The organism is uncultured Thiothrix sp. (genome assembly GCF_937876535.1).
Taxonomy (GTDB): Bacteria; Pseudomonadota; Gammaproteobacteria; order Thiotrichales; family Thiotrichaceae; genus Thiolinea.
Window position 1 is genome coordinate 41439 of the sequence record NZ_CALFHZ010000018.1, and the last position, 16478, is coordinate 57916.

Genomic DNA, 16478 nt, shown 5'->3' on the forward strand with positions numbered 1-16478 from the left:
GCTTCCTTATATCGCCAAAGCAGGATGGGCAGTTTGTAAACGCGTCACTGCAACTAAACAGGCTGCCTGTTCCATTAGCCCATTCGAGCGAGTGAAATTCTTAAAGAGCGGCAGCACTAATTGCGCAAATTCCGCATCATCCAGTGCCACATCGCGGAAGGTTTCAATTAAAGCTTTTTTTGCTTTGCTGGCCGATAAGGGTTTCAAGCTGGTTTTTAAACGCTCATTACCCATCCGACCTGGTGGAATTTCATATAACCAGCGGCGTAATAATTGCTGTAAGGCATCTTTATCCGCAGGCAGATTGTCTGGATGCTTTGGCAAACCTGTGCCGAGTTTTTTCAAGGCTGCTTCACGCTTAGCTTTATCCACTGCGCTTAAATTCGCCATCACGGGCAAGCTTGGCTGCCAATGGGCGGTCGTCGAATAGCGGCGATAGAGTGACCATAAAATCCGTACTACAAAGCCACGTAATTCACGATCAGGGCTTTCGGTCAGTTGGAATAGCGCTTCTGGTAATTGGAATTTTTCATGCTGTTGAATGAGCTGCATACCCAATTGGCGGGTAGCTGCTGAACGCGCTTCACAGAAGCTATAAACATCAGCCGCAGGTAGCAAGCTTGCATCCAAACGATAGCGCCGATTTTCTTGGCTGGCTTCTTCGGTCAGCGCTTTACTGACGAATTCACGCACATCGCTGTATTTCGATTCAGTCAAAGCCAATAAATCGGCGACACTTGGATTCCAACGCGCAAATTCATAGTTAGCATAATCCAAAGCCATATGGCGTAGCGGCACATTCGCCTGATTAAACAAAGGTTTAAACTGCTCAAAAGTCGCGAAGCTAGCGGGAATTTCCGTGCCAGGATCAACCGGACGATCCGTTAATTTCAAGCATAATTCAGGGTGGTGATAGCGCAGATATTGAATCGCAAATTTACTGATGGGCGTATCCGGTTTTTCCACCGCCATCGACCATAAAGTCTTGCAGCCTTCAACTAACGCATCTTCTGAAAATTCACGCTGCTCACCGGCAAGCATTTGTAGGAAAGCGGTCTCGGAAATGATTTTAATGCCTGCACCCTCAGCAATCAGCTTTTCCGCACTCACTTGCTTGCTGCCCTTGCGGCCATTGCCATATAAAGGCGAGCCTTCATCACCGATCACTAAATAATCTAATTTAGCATTCACACTACCCGAGTTTTTACCATTCGCAGCGGTGACCTTGGCTTCCGCCTCGCCACGCGTCATAGTGCTCAGTTTGCCAGTGAATAAGAAGGTTTTCTTGTCTAAGTCAATGGTTTTGTCAGTCGCAGACGGTGTACTAGCTGCGGGTATAGCCGTTTGTTTGGGGGCAAAATCCGCTGGCGTAAATGCCTTAATCATCAATTTCACGGCGAAATCGTGATAAGCCGCCTCTTCGCGATTTACCAACTTCATTAGCCATTCAAAGCCTAAATCAGCAGGTGAGAAACGCCGCACATCTGCTAACCAGCCGCGTACTTGCTCTGCCAAACTGGCGTCAAAACTCAGATACTTTGTCCAAGGCAGATTCGACTGACACAAATTTTGAATGAAGGGATGCACATACCAATCTGGCTCATAAGCCAGTGCTTGATAGAAATCGAGCGGCAATTGTCGCGTTTTAAGGGTATCGTTTTGTAGCCACTCGCGGAATTTCCACGTCAAGAAGGGGTGGAAAAGCGCAGTTTGAATAAACGCTGGCGCTAACTCGGTTAAATCCAGTTGCGCTAATTGCGTCAGGGCAAAATTAGCCAGCTCATTGTGCTCGTCATTCGTGGTATCGAGCTGCTCTAAAATGCCTTGGAAATAACGACTGCTTAGCGTTTTAAGCGGGTGTAGTTCCAGCAAATAGTGCTTAGCAAATTTGAAGCCGAGCATTGAATCCAACAGACGTTGTTGGAACCATTCCGGGGTCAATTCTTTGCGCCCAAAATGTTTACGCAAAGCTTCCGCAGCAAAATCGTAATAAGCTTCTAAACATAGCAACTGTCCCCAAGCTTCCAAGCCAATCTCGCTGCGTGGATCGCGCTCGGAAATTAACTGCCGTATCAGTTTAGCGAGTTCTGGATTGGGTTTGAGTGCGAGGCGCAGTAATTCAGTTACAGGCAGATCACGCGCATGAGCCTTAGCGTATTGGATGGCATAATTCAGCGCATCTTTGTCATTCGACTCTAATAAACCTAATACGACTTGATGCAAGCCCAAAGCGCGGAATTGCTGTTGCTCAAGTTTGGGCGAGTTTTGTAACAGCCAAACTATAAAATTATCAATCGCTTGGCTGTGTGTTGGCAGATTGGCTAAATCAATCAGCCATTGCGCTTCGACATCACGCAAGATCACCGCGAAATCAGCTTTTAGTGCATCGCAAGCAAACTTCCGAATCTGCTCAGCTCGCGCCATACTCAACAAGCGCAATAAAGGTTCAGGTGAGCGCTGCCAAGTGGCTTTAAAAGCACGTTTTTCTAATAAGCCTATTTTGGGGGACACATAGCCAAAATTCGCCGCATCATACGCATGGGTTTCATGGTAAAAGATATGATTTGCCACCCAGGTTTGCTGCCAAGCGGTATTGTCTTCGTAAGCTGCTAAGAAGTAGCTAGCGGCTTCGGGATAAACCGCAGGCAAGGTTTGCCCTAATTGGCGTAAATAGCGCCAAGCGCGACGCCGCATATACAGCAAAGTGGCACGACTAAACTCCTGCTGAGTTGCCATGTCACAGCGGGTCGCAAGCGCGCCTAGTAGCTGGTAGTCATTTTCAGCTTCAGCCGCTTTGAAAATATGTTTCAGAGCGCGCCAAGGACCGTACACCAAGGGTATACGCCGAATCACTTCTAACAATACATGCCGTGCATATGGACTTTTATCAGTCCATAGCAGCAAAATAATTTTGTGTAGTTTTAAACGCTCTGCTAAAGGTACTTCTGCATCATCAGCTTCTAATAAGCGTATTTGCTCAATCCGCCATGCTTTTTGTTCTTCGGGTGTTTTTTGCAGAAAGTTATAACTAAAAATCGTGTTAACGAATTTTTGGAAGCTGAGAGCTTCAGTCCGAATAGGTTTATCAGCAGGCAGATCAGGCTGGGTAGCAAGTGCCAGCATATAATCCACTAAGGCAGGGTCTTTTAACGCCCAAGCTTTTTCAATATCAGAAAGGGTGAGTTGCATGGATATTGACCCCTGCTTTATTCAAATAAAATGGTAAGAAGTAAAATGATTAAAAATCTAAGCCACATTTATCAGTGCTATTGTCTGAGCTTAAAACTCAGGGGATACACGATCCCCTAAGTTGGTTGGAAAAAATCTACCTTACTACCTGGTACATGGAAGACTCACTGACTCGCACCCTAAATTTAGTACCGGCCGCGGTACGAAATTGCGACGGCGCGATTGCCCCAGCTCGTACCGCGGCCGGTACTAAATTTAGGGTAATAGCGAGGCTGAAACAGTCTTCCTTGTGTTGCAATGCTCGGTTTAACTCATAGGTGGCGCAACGCCAACCAGATCCGAAGATCAAACGCTAGACTTTTCTTATTACTAGTTATAGTACAGTTTTTAGGAAAAACCAAACAAAAAACGAACTTAATTTTGTAATTTTCGTATCTTTGTTTAGCAAACAAGGTATTAGCTAGCTAACACCTTGTTCTATGAAAGATCTACCTTATTACCTGGTACATGGAAGACTCACTGACTCGCGCCCTAGAGTACGTACCTATAGGGGTACGAAATTGCGACGGCGCGATTGCCCCAGCTCGTACCCCTATAGGTACGTACTCTAGGGCATTAGCGAGGCTGAAACAGTCTTCCTTGTGCTGCAATGCTCGGTTTAATTCACAGGTGGCGCAACGCCAACCGAATCCGAAGATCAAACGCTAGACTTTTCATAGGCAAAATTGTAATCAATATGCTTAAAAACACAATCTTTAATTAATTTTATTTATTAATTAATTTATAAAAACTAATAATGGTTATAATTAACTGCTTATTTTTACTGAGATTTAGCTTCATTCACTAAGACTTCAAAGCTACGTTCGACCCGATTACCGGTCTCGTCAACTACCGCTAATCTGTGTTTTCCTGCCGTTGGTTGTGCTGCTAGCTGATGGAAACTCTGGGTAGTACCTAAAAATTGATTATCCAAATGCCAATATAATAAAGCTTCGGGTTGAGTCGGTACGGCACGGAACACGACTTCGCCTAATTTACCGTCGATCTCTCGTGGCAAATAAATTTGTGTTCCCTCTTGCGGATAAACCACGCTTAAAGCATCTATTTGATTGGCCATCTCAGCCACACAATCGGCTCGCCATGCTGGTAACGGCTGATAATCAGCATGATATTGTTGATAGTAATGTGCTTGATCTGGTGGCAGAACAAACCAATCGCGGATCTGCATAGTAGCAACCGATTCACAATCACTATTCACTCGCCACGTTTGTGTAGAATCAAGATAAATGCGCTGATGATAAGGCGTGATACGTGCAAAGTGACTGCTATTAGGTAGTTTTACTGTTTTAGTCGCGCAAAAACCATTACTCAAATAGCCATCATCCCGACAAATATTTAGATCAGTAAGTTGGGCATCAGGACGCTGAAACCAGCCTTTACTTGGTGGTAAAAAGTTAAACGTATTGAATAAAATCGGGGCTGCACTTTGAGTACCTGTTAAACCGGCACGACCTTCACCATTGGCATTACCGACCCAAACTCCCACAGTGTAATCTGGGGTAGTACCGATGGCCCAAGCATCCCGCTGTCCATAGCTGGTACCTGTTTTCCAAGCCACTTTCCGACTACTAATAAACTTATCCCAATAACCCTCATCACCTGGGCGCGCAACCCCTAAGATTGAATCTAAAGTGAGCCAAGCACTAGCCTTAGATAAAGTTGCAACTCGATCCGTAGTAGCCAGCTCTGTTTGTAAACGCTTTCCTTGCTGCCAATAAGCTGGTGTAGTTGATTGATCCTGCGCTAAATATGCCAAATTTGCATAAGCCACTGTTAACTCCCACAGCGAGGCCTCTGCACCACCTAACACTAAACTTAAACCATAGTTTTGCGCAGAACGCTGCATGTGTTGAAAACCCATGTGCCGCAAAGACATTAAGAAGGGATCAACACCACGAATACTCAGTAAGTTAACAAATGGAATATTTAAAGAGCGTGCTAAAGCTTCACGCGCAGTAACAGCCCCATGATATTGGCGATTAAAATTCTGTGGAGTAAAACCGGTATAATTCACTGGTACATCGGCAACTAGCGTATCCGGCAAAATCAGACCTTGCTCCAGCATATCAGCGAATAGCAACGGCTTGAGCGTGCTACCAGTGCTACGTGCACGTTGGATCAGATCAATCGCATGCCCTTGTTCATTGCGATAATCCATGTCAGGACGATTACCGATATAGGCGACAGTTTCCATACTATGATTATCCAACACTAAAATAGCTAGGTTTTGAATCCCCTCTATGGCTAATTGCTCACCGGTACGCTGTGCCAAATTAGTTAACTGCTGTTGGAGCGTTGCATCTAAAGTTGTCCGAAAGCGCTCACCTTGTGGATAACCTAGGGCTAAAGTATCCAGCAAATGTGGGGCTAAGCGTGGCAGTAAATGGGGTGCTTCAGGCAAAGGTTCAGCTATCGCTAGCTCATAATCAAGTTTTGAAAGTGCTTTGACTTCATATAAACGTGCGAGTAAGCGATTACGTTTTTGCAGTAATTGAGTGCGATTCCGCCCTGGATGAATCAATGCAGGATTATTTGGCAAGACCGCTAACATCGCCTGCTCAGCCCAAGATAGATGCTCAGGATCACGCGCGAAATAGCGCCAAGCCGCTGCCTCTAAACCGACAACATTGCCACCAAAGGGGGCGTGACTCGTATAGAGCTGTAGTATTTCCTCTTTGCTGTACACAGACTCTAAACGCCACGCGCGGAATAGCTCAACCAGCTTTTCCGATAACGTGCGCGGCGGATTACCACGCGCTATCCGAATCACCTGCATGCTCAAAGTGCTAGCCCCGCTGACAACGCGTTGCTGACGCAGATTGTCATAACTGGCACGCATCAGCGCCAAAATATCCACACCACTGTGTTCGCGAAAGCGCCGATCTTCAAATTGAATTAAAGCAGTTGCGAATTTATCGGGGACTTTTTCAATGGCAGGAAAGCGCCATTGCCCATCCTCTGCAATATGGGCACTGAGCAAACGTCCTTGCCGATCAAGCAATACTTGAGAGTGAGTCTTCGCAAATAAGGGGGCTGGCAGACTGTGGAAGTACCACCAGTTCAAGCCAAAGCTCAATAAGCCTAAAAATATACCGCCGAGTAGAAGCTTGGCTAGTGTCCGGCGTTGAACACTAGCCAATACGCTTGGCTGTTGAGCCATGATTTAGTGTGTTGGAATAGAATTAATTAGTTGCGTCTTCCTCTTCCTCAACGGCATCAGGATTGGTATCGGTTTCTGCTTCTTCGGCGGCTATTTTATCGGTAGCAGCAATAGTTGCAGTTGGAGTTTGGCCTGACTCTGCACTCGCACTTGTAGCTCCTGGAGCAGCCGGTGCGGGGGCTGTTTTCACAATACTCACAGGTAAACCTGCAGTACGCGCCCGCATAGCGGGTTGATACATGGCTTCTGCACTTAAACCAGGGAAATAGTATTTGCCTAAGTAAGCGGCATTCATCCGGATTTTCACGTTTTGGCTAGCACCCGCGGCTAAGTCAAAATAGCTCAGCACTCGATCATCGCGTACATCTTGATAGCTTAAGCCATTGCTAGCGGCCGGTTGTGCAGGAGGTGCATCAGCCTCACCTGCGGTTTCTGGTTTAGCCGCTGTTTCAGACTCAGCAGTACCAATCTCCACCCCAGAAGGCACTAAAGCAGATAAGGCTAAATGCTTCAGATTCTGGGTAGTGCCGTTGCTCACCGTGATACTCAGATCATAATCTTGACCTTGTTGTAGGCGCAGATTTGGATCAGCTGTTTCAGCATCCCACACTTTACTGCCTGCTTTATCCAATAGCTCAGCTTGAATGTGTAAACCTTGTGATTCAGCTTGCTCATTACCGATTTGAGCAATACCACGTTGATTCAAGGCAGCATAGAGTTTGTTCGCACCCTTATTACTTACTGTCAATAAGAAAGCATTGTCATTAGCAGCTAATAACTGACTCAACACAGGTTGAGCACTATTCAACGCTACTGCTGCACCTTGGTCTATCACATAATCAGCCGTCACAGTTTGTTTCATATTGGTCAGATAATGTGACATGGATAACAAAGCCCAGCTTAAGTCATGGGTGTTAAAGGCTTTAGTACCATCTCCTAACTCCGCTGAAATCTGCTGTACTACCAAGTCAGCATCTTGTGGCCTTTGCAAAGTCAACAAAGTTTCTAACTGCAAACCTAATTGGCCTAAGCGTTGACTAAACGTCTCTTCAGATAGCGGTACATTCAGATTATTCGCGACTAAACCAGCCGTAGTTTGTTGCGCTGCTTCTGTTTGGCCTGCTTGTTGATAAGCTGCGGCTAATAACCAACGGGCTTGCTCATTGGCTTTACCTGATTCCCGTAAACGATTCATCGCCCCCATCTGTGGCTTGCCCGCAGCGGCTAATACATATAAGCGATAAGCTTGAATCGCACTGGTATCTTCAGCAGTCGCCGAACTAGTCCAATCTTGGGCTTGACGGATTTGATAAGCTTGCCATGCACTCAGCAAACTTAAAGGTACGTTATAGCCTTGTTTTTGTGCTTCGATTAAGAAATGACCTGCATATAGACTTGCCCAATCATTCGCTTCAGTCGAACCCGGCCAGTACATTAAATTACCATTGCTAGCTTGGAAACTGCCCATTTTGGCAATAGCACGCTTCACATAGTATTCAATCTTTTGCTGACGTTCTGGCTCTAACTTAATCAGCTTCGGCAAATACAATTGCGGGAAGACTGCTGAAGTGGTTTGCTCTAAACAGCCATGTGGGTAGTTAATCAAGTAGTCTAAATGTTGCTCCAGATTCAAATTCGGAATCGGTGATAACTCAATACTTGTTTGATTCGTACCTGCTAAGCCGAAGGGTGTGAGGGTTTTCTTCCAAGAACCATTCGGATCAAGGGTGCTACTGACTGTGCGTACACTTGGTAAATTGGGTGCTTGCACTTCAATATTCACTTCATGGCTACTGGTTTGATCGCCACTTTTTGCGGTGAAGCGCAGTTTACCTTGCATGGGCTTATCACCCGCCTTGAGAAAGACGGTAGCTGTTTTCTCACCGGCTTGAGTGAATGGCACAGTGATCACGGGACCCACACTGGCAAAGGCTGCATCAGCCTCAGCTTTTACTTCGACTGCTTTCAGATTGGCATCAGCAACAAATAAAGTCAGGGGGACTTCAATGCTTTCGCCCACTTTTAAAGTACGCGGTAGTGCAGATTGCAGCATTAAAGGTTGGCGTACAAATACTGACTTTTCAGCCATACCATAAGCATTATTGCCTTCAGCCGCTACCAGCATGACACGTACTGCACCTAAATAAGAAGGCAACTCCACAGAATGCTCACGTTTTTGACCGGCATCTAAATGGAAAGCCCCTAAGAACTTCACGACTGGCGGGAAACGTTTAGGCTTGTTGGCCGCATCATCAATTTGAGCTTCGTCACCACCACCGATAGCTAACATACGCTCTAAATTGCCACTATAAGCACCAATTACGCTATCGAATAAGTCCCAAGTTTTAATCCCAAGGGCTTCTTTGCGATAGAAAGCCTTGTGCAAATCTGGTACTTGGAAGCGGGTTAAACCTAATAAACCCTCATCGACCACTGCTAAGGTATAGTCCATCGGGCGACCCGTTTGCTCAGTAACGGTGAAGAGTTGCGTACTTTCTGGCTTCCACTCATCCGCCGCTTGAATCATAGGTTGCAATTGAGTTGTCGGATCTTCAACCAACAGTGGAATAACGCCATATAAACGTAAAGGACGATCATTCTGCTTATTCTGATGACCTTGCAATAAGCTAATACTCACATAAGCATTCGGTGCCATCGCATTGGTAATGGGAATACTCACTTGCCCCCGTTGGCCATTGAACTCAATCCAGCGCTGCTCAAGAATTTGGCTACTGGTTTCTACCGTCAATAAAGCTCGGCCTGCTTGGGATTCTGGCAATTGGATTTGTGCAGTTTCGCCCACTTTATAATTGGTTTTATCACTGGTAAAACGCAACATCGCAGCCGCACCGCTACCTTCTTCTTGTGCACGACCTGCCCAACCGGGCCAATCCACATATAAAGTTTTCCCAGTACAGTGCTTACCTTGTAGATCACAAGCCCGCACTAAGTAGCGTCCCCAATCAGGGTATTTAATCTGGAATTTCCATTCGCCTTTGCCATTGATGGTACTGACAACGGATTGTTGCAATTTACTACTATGGCTAGAGTCAGCATATTCAGCTAAAGAATCCGGCGTTTTATCCCACCACCATTTCCAGTCGATCTTATATAAAGTGACTTCGACTTGCGGCAAGGAAACTTCTTTACCTTCCGCATTCAAGCTACCAATGGAAACGGTATGCTCAGTATCAGTGAGCAGCATATTACGCTCAGCATCACCCTTGGGCAGTTTAATCCCCACATAATTTTCAAAGGGATAGTAATCCATTTCTTGCTTGCTAATACTAAAGCCAGCGCCATCTTCAAACACACGACTAGTAAACCAAGCACTTAACATCCCTGGAGCAGGTTGCTCAGGTTGGAAACCTTTATTGAAAGTCAGGTAGCCTTGGTTATCTAAACGCCCTTCCAATAATTGTTGATCTTCGCTATCGAGTTTGCGGGTTGGGTCGTCAAAAGTGTAATCACTGAATGTGCCAAAGCTTGTGGTCTTTTCCCGCAGACGCACGCTCACATCCGCTTTCAAGTTACCTGCCGTGCCACCATGCAACCATTGCGCAAATAACTTAGCATCAGGTAAAGGCTTATAACCAAATAAAGCGGGCACGCCATAATTCAAATCGACCTTGAGGCGATTCGGGCGCACGGTTTCGATCTTGAGGGATTTATTGAAAGTGCTGCTTCCCAACACCGCTTTCACCAACCAATCACCCGTTGGATCACTATCCGCTGTTTTCAGGTTGAAGGTGTAGAAAGGCCCCACAGGTTGGCGACTGGTAATGGTCTGCTTAAGCTTGCCACTTGGATCAAATAATTGCACAGTCACTGGATGATTCGGGGGCAGCGTTTTACTTTTATCCTGCAAAGCAAAACTTAAGTGAATATCATCACCCGGACGCCAAACGCCACGTTCCCCATACAGAGTGCCTTTTAAGCCTTTGCTAATAGTATCGCCACCAATATCAAACTGGCTGACTTCGAGGGCAGTATTTGCATTAACCTTCAAATAGGCTTTGTCATTACCTTGCTGCGCGACCAAAAGAAAGGGTGTACTGGGTGTGGCTAGTTCTGCAAAACCTTCAGCATTCGTAGTTCCAGTTGCTAAGACTTGGCCTTGGAAATTTTTCAAGCTAACAGTGGTATTCGCAGAAGGGGCAGCGGTGCGTAAGTCAGTAGCTATCACATGCACTTTGCCTACGGTATCTTGCTTAGCGATTAAACCGAGATTACTCGCGATGAAATTGTGGGTGGCTTTGACAGTATCACTGTAGTTGAAATAGCTATCAGTGCAAGCGTCATCACGCTTTTCCCAATCGTATTCAATATTTTCGCTGCTTGCGTAGTATTCCGAAATACCATCCCAGCCACTTGCAGCAGAGCTATCATAATCTTCACTACTCGCTAAAGGTTTATCCTGAATTTGCGGGGCTGGTGTGCCTGCAGGGCAAGGGAAAGTTGAATGACGGCGATCAATCGACAACTCTAAGCGATACATCGCACCCGGCTTGGTTTTGAATAAATCACTGGCATTAATGCTATACCGATTCCATTGGTTCGGATTAGCTGCATTTAATGGAATAGTTTTGCGCCAAATATACCGCCCGACCCGCTCTGCTTCAGAATCCCCATCGAGGCCATTCACTTGTAAGAATTGCTCGATTTTTTCGGGGAAAATCTCCATCGCAGTCACTTGCACTGCACTCACCCCACGGGCTTCTAGGGGGATCTCCATTGCTTGATTATCTGGCAAGATACTACCCTTACCCACAAAACGAATCGCTGGTTTTGGTGGTTCTAAGGTAATGCTTTGTTCAGTACGTTCAGCAATTTTGCCTAATTCTGCAGAAGCAGCTTTGATCCCTGCATTGAGGATCACTTTATGCTCGCCCGGCTCTAGCTCTGTGGCTGGATAGACTAATAAACGATTGCCCACGATTTGGGTTTTAACTTCGCCGGTACCTAATTGCACTAAGCCCGTTAAATCTTGTTGCGGATCAAGTGGGTCAGAGAAACTAATACTCACATAAGGCTTGCCATCCGCCTGATCACTTAGGGTTTCAAAGCGAGTGACGGTAAAGCTTTTAATACTTGGAACAGGCAACGCTTTCTGGCCAGTACTATTCGTACCAACCGCATTGAGTGCTTTACCATCCCATTTCAAATTCAAATCGGTAGCAAAGGTTTCGCGGGGAATCGCTTTCACGGTAAAGCGGTGCTCGGTACCGCTATCATCATGCTCCCAACTAATCGTTAGCGGTTTTTGCTGTACACTCGCTTGTAAGACTTTTTCGATTTGATCCGGCTCAACATAGTCGGAGCTAAAGACCTTACCACTGAGTTGGAGCTGATTCGCTTGATCAGGCACAGGGTCTAAGCCGCTGGTTTGCACCTCTAATTCTAACGGCTTGGTCTTGAAGGCAAACTCGAGTTCGGGGGTATCAGGAGCAACATTGAGTAAACCTTGCGGTTTCAGCTTGAGCGTATAAGCCTGCCCCGAAGCCAAGGGTGCATCCGGCAAAAAGATAATACGACTCGTCCCATCAAATTGTGCTTTGCCGGGAATTTGTGGAGTTAAGCTGATATAGGCATCTGCACTAGTTCCAGCCTTATCGGCAGCCACAATCGCTTGACGAAAACCTAGGCTGATCGGTTGATTACGAATCTGAATGGGATTTGGGCGCTGCGCGAGTAATTCATTAGCAATTCGCGTTGGGTCAAGCACAGGTTTAGCAGGCGCTACATTATTAGCTGTATTGGTATCAGGATTGGTGGTCGTGCCAGCGGCTGTATTCGCAGATGGGGATTTATCACCACATCCGCTTAAGCCCAGACTGCCTGCAATCAACAAGGCAAGCGGCAACGCCTTTAGGTGTAAAGGCAATAGTTTCATTATCGATCCCCGCAAGGTGTAGGTTATTGTTCCTTTATTTTAGACAGGCATTCTAAGCTTTTGTTGTTAGAAAAAATATTTTTAATGGATTTTTGGTGCAGTTTTTAAGAACAGAAATGAAAACTCCCCAAGCACTTTACTGCCTAGGGAGCCGGTCAGGGAAAACTAGAAATTAACCGTCTGTCCATCAAACTTAGTTAAAGTGAATGTTGTTAAATTACCTTCATTTAACAGCAGCTTAGATTCACTGATTAAGTTAAGAGCAACCTTTTCACCTAATAATAAACCTTGAATGGCATCTTGACGGTAATGGACACCGGCATAATCACGCGCAATCGCAATATTGCCTGCTAGTTTATTTAGCTCAGTACCAACCGTTAAATTTGCACCATTATACGGCAGCAAACTTAAACCATCCTCACTCACCATCACATTATTATTCAGGCTAAAGGCTTCATTGAAGAAAGCCTTCAAAACCGTCGCACAAGCGCCCGCAATCGTGGCATGGCCTGAGGGGTAAGATGGATGTGTCGGCGAACCTTCTGGGTACACTTGGGGTAATAAGTAAGTGCCGAAACGAGAGAAAATCTGTTGCGCGCCTGCTGAATTTAATAAGCCCGTGTGTAAAGGGTAATTAGCAGCACCGCGCACATGATTATGCACTCGCCCTGCTAAAACCTCAGGGCGTAATGAGCGATGTACATGCCATTTTTGATGCCAAGCCGCCTTCAAGGCTGCATAGGCAGCTCTAGAAATCATATCCAAAATATGCGGGGCACCGAAAGTAATGAATCCAGCTTGGCTCGCTGAATTCGCATAAGGGTGTGTATCCCGTTGTGCATTTAGCCCCATTAAAATCAAAGCTGCATTTTGGAAAGCTTGGAAAGTAAAGTCTTTATGCACCCACTCAGCTAGATCATGAGCATTCCGCATATAACGGTTAGTGCTATCAAAAGCCGTAGTGGTAGCAGCTGGAGCACCTCGCTGAATCGCTAACCATTGATCATAGTTAGTCATATGCAGATTACCCGCAACTGGTACTTTATAACGTTGTTGTAAGTTAAACGGCCCACAAGGCACATCGCGCCATAAAAACTGGGAAATTAGAGGACCTGTGGTATCCCCGGGTAAACCAACCCGAAATAAATTACCTGCATTTACATTCCCATAATTTTTAAAGCGTTTTAGATCATTAATTGCAGCAACCGTTTGCGGCTCTTGACCGTATTGTGAAAAGGGCACATCCAAAGCCAGTGCGTGCCAGTACATTTCTACCATCTCGCCTGCTAATTGTTCGCTGGATAAAGAGTAGAATTGTGGACAAGCATAACTGTGTGCGTCCCCGCCTTCGAATTGATAAGCCAAAGCTGCTTGTGGATTAGCTAATTTAACACTCCCCCCCATTGGAATGGCTTCATAGTCACTATGCCGTCCAGAGCTAATAGCGGTTAATAAACGGTCATAAGCGGCTAGATCTACTTCACCTAAATCATTATGCGGTAAACCTTTAGAGAAGCTTGCAATCTTGCCATTGTATAAACGTTCATCTGCATTCGGGGTTTGACTTGGAATGCTCAAGCTATATTGGATCATCGCTGCAAACTGGCGAATGGATAAACTTTTACTGCGGCGGGTCAGGATATTCGTTGAGGGTGTAGAGCCATAATAAAAATCTGCCGCTTGCACTTTATTTAAAGCACCCGAAATCAATGGTAGGGAAGTAAGCGAGGCTGCTGCAAAGCCTAGGTTTTTCAAGAAGCTACGGCGGGTACTTACAGGTTCAGCAACAGAGTTGATTTCTGTGGATTTATTCATGACACTCTACACCCAAATATAATAAATTAATTATTTAATAAATAAAATTATTAAATAGATGGTGGAAGGTCAGCTATCCACAACACGATAGAGGGTAGCTATTAGAAGATAGATAAAAATAACTTATGCATCCGTAATAAAAACTCAAACGTACTGCATACCTCAGTTGGTTTTAGCAACCTCTGTGCAAAACTAAGCCATAATAGACAACTGACTCGCAGTCATTTATGCTTCCCTCCAGCGGCTCTTCGCTATGCAGAATCAGAGACAGTTAGTTATGCCCCCACGCGCTATTCATCCAGAAGATAAGCTGCGCAAGCGTGAATCTATTTTGGATGCAGCCCAATATCTTTGGGCGACTCAGACCGATCGTTTAAGCAGCATGGATGCCCTCGCTCAAGCGAGTGGAGTGGCGAAAGGTACTTTGTATTTATATTTCCGTAGTAAGGAAGAAGTGCTGCTGGCTTTGCACGAACGGGATATGGAGCAGTTTTTCGGGCGGGTTATTGAGCGTGCTCAGCAACCTGAACCCATGCAAGCTCAAGATCTCTCCAAGCTCGTGATTGAGTCCATTCAAAGCTCACCGACTTTTATGCCTTTAGCTTCTTTATGCCTAGGCTTAATGGAGCGACATATTCCCGTCGAACTGGGTGTGGCTTTCAAGTTACGCATTACTGAGCAGATTGATAAAGCGGTCCTCGCCTTGCAACAGCATTTTCCCAAGATTAGCTGCACCACCATGATGCAGTGCTATGCCTTAATGTTAGGCCTCTGGCAACTGATCAAACAAAACCCTGTGCACCAACATTTAGTGGCTCAAGGCATTGAAACCAATTGCCAAATACCTGCCACGGAAGAGCAGTTTTTAGAGTTTTTGGGTAATAGCCTAGCTACCCTCCTCACTGGCCTTCTTGCTCAAGCTCATGCGGATGACTCATTATGAAACCAGTCTTAGGATTATTAGCTTTACTGGCTGTGCTCAGCCTGTCTGCTTGCAAACAAGAAACCGTCGAAGCTGAACCGATTCGACCCGCCCAAGTTTGGCAAACTCAAAACACTATCGCTCAACAAACTGAAACTTATAGCGGTGAAGTTAAGGCTCGCCAAGAAGTTGACTTGGCTTTCCGCGTTGGCGGTAAACTGATTGAGCGCTTAGTGGACATTGGCGCAGAAGTTAAACAAGGCCAAGTGTTGGCTCGTTTAGATGATGAAGACTCCAAGCTTTCAGTGAATCAATCAGCCGCAGGCTTACAAGCCAGTCTTGGCAGCCTAACTTCAGCACAAAGCAATTTAAGCGGGGCTCAAGGCCGTTTAGCTAGCGCCAAAGCCAATCTAATTGCCACCCAAGCAAGCTTAGAGACCGCCTATAGTGCGGTGGATACAGCTAAATCCAGTGCTGCTGCAGCCGAATCTTCGGTTGGGGTCGCGCAAGCAGAAGTTGATAATGCCCAACTTGAATACAACCGCACGCTTAAATTAATTAAGCAAGGTTTTGCTAGCCAAGCTGTCTTAGATGGCAATACCCAACGCCTTAAAAGCGCACAAGCGAATTTAAAATCAGTGCAATCTAATGCAGCCGCAGCACGCGCTCAAGTGAAAAGCGCTGAGTCTAAAGTTGCAACTACTCAAGCTCAAGTGAGTGCTGCGGAAGGTGATGTAGCAGCAGCAAATGCGAATATCCAAGCCTTAAATGGGCAGATAAAAAGTGCTCAAGCTCAAGTGGATAGCACTCAAGAACAACTCAAACTCGTTAAAAATCAATCGGGCTATACCAGCTTAACCAGTAATGTGAATGGCGTAGTCACTCGTACTTTGGTAGAGGCCGGACAAGTCGTGGCTTCAGGGCAAGCGGTAGTAACCGTCGCGAAAGCGGGTGAATATGAAGTACAGATTCGGGTTGGCGAACAAGCGATTCAACAAGCGAAAGTGGATACGCCTGCGAGCATTCGTTTATGGGCTGATAGCAATCAAAGTTTACAAGGTAAGATTCGTGAAATTGCCCCAGCTGCGGATGCGAATCGAACCTGGCTTGTCAAAGTAGCTGTGGATGACCCTCAGCAAATTTTGAAATTGGGCATGACGGCAACGGTAGCTTTTAGCCAAGACTTAGGCACGCCTGTCACTTGGTTGCCACCCACTGCCTTGTTCCAACAAGGTGAGCAAGCGGCAGTTTGGCTAGTCGATGCGAATAAACAAACTCAGCTTAAACCGATTAAAGTTGAGCGCTATTTGAATAATGGTTTACTCGTGTCTGGCTTAGATGCGAATCAAACAGTAATCGCAGCCGGGGCTACACGGGTACATGCCGGTCAGCAAGTGATTCCTGTGCCTTATAATGGCGAAGCCAAGCCGGAGCTATAA

At 45.9% G+C, this 16478-nt stretch carries 6 protein-coding genes; 2 read left to right on the top strand and 4 right to left on the bottom strand.

The window, feature by feature from the left end; translation table 11 throughout:
* Nucleotides 1–6 precede the first annotated feature (6 nt).
* The 4 genes from Q0230_RS09320 to Q0230_RS09335 form a co-directional block, all read right to left on the bottom strand.
* On the bottom strand, nucleotides 7–3189 hold the full coding sequence (locus Q0230_RS09320; protein ID WP_298609701.1) for a BRCT domain-containing protein: 3183 nt from the start codon (nucleotides 3187–3189) through the stop codon (nucleotides 7–9).
* 820 nt (nucleotides 3190–4009) lie between these two features.
* Nucleotides 4010–6409, bottom strand: coding sequence for a penicillin-binding protein 1C (gene pbpC, locus Q0230_RS09325; protein WP_298609702.1), 2400 nt, complete (start codon nucleotides 6407–6409; stop codon nucleotides 4010–4012).
* Between the two features lie 22 nt (nucleotides 6410–6431).
* Entirely contained in the window at nucleotides 6432–12302 is a 5871-nt protein-coding gene (locus Q0230_RS09330) for an alpha-2-macroglobulin (protein WP_298609703.1), read from the bottom strand.
* 165 nt (nucleotides 12303–12467) lie between these two features.
* Nucleotides 12468–14117 (bottom strand): vanadium-dependent haloperoxidase, encoded by a 1650-nt coding sequence (locus Q0230_RS09335; RefSeq protein WP_298609704.1) that lies wholly within the window; start codon nucleotides 14115–14117, stop codon nucleotides 12468–12470.
* A 253-nt stretch (nucleotides 14118–14370) separates the two neighbouring features.
* On the opposite strand from Q0230_RS09335, the gene Q0230_RS09340 reads away from it, so the two are divergent.
* A complete protein-coding gene (locus Q0230_RS09340; protein ID WP_298609705.1) occupies nucleotides 14371–15060 on the top strand; it encodes a TetR/AcrR family transcriptional regulator in 690 nt (229 codons plus the stop codon).
* Complete coding sequence (locus Q0230_RS09345) at nucleotides 15057–16478, top strand: efflux RND transporter periplasmic adaptor subunit (protein ID WP_298609706.1); 1422 nt, start codon at nucleotides 15057–15059, stop codon at nucleotides 16476–16478. Before Q0230_RS09340 ends, Q0230_RS09345 begins: the two co-directional genes overlap by 4 nt.

Bases quoted from the DNA above. Each gene is read 5' to 3' on its own strand.
- Q0230_RS09320 (WP_298609701.1), bottom strand. From the start codon at position 3,189: ATGCAACTCACCCTTTCTGATATTGAAAAAGCTTGGGCGTTAAAAGAC.
- pbpC (WP_298609702.1), bottom strand. From the start codon at position 6,409: ATGGCTCAACAGCCAAGCGTATTGGCTAGTGTTCAACGCCGGACACTA.
- Q0230_RS09330 (WP_298609703.1), bottom strand. From the start codon at position 12,302: ATGAAACTATTGCCTTTACACCTAAAGGCGTTGCCGCTTGCCTTGTTG.
- Q0230_RS09335 (WP_298609704.1), bottom strand. From the start codon at position 14,117: ATGAATAAATCCACAGAAATCAACTCTGTTGCTGAACCTGTAAGTACC.
- Q0230_RS09340 (WP_298609705.1), top strand. From the start codon at position 14,371: ATGCAGAATCAGAGACAGTTAGTTATGCCCCCACGCGCTATTCATCCA.
- Q0230_RS09345 (WP_298609706.1), top strand. From the start codon at position 15,057: ATGAAACCAGTCTTAGGATTATTAGCTTTACTGGCTGTGCTCAGCCTG.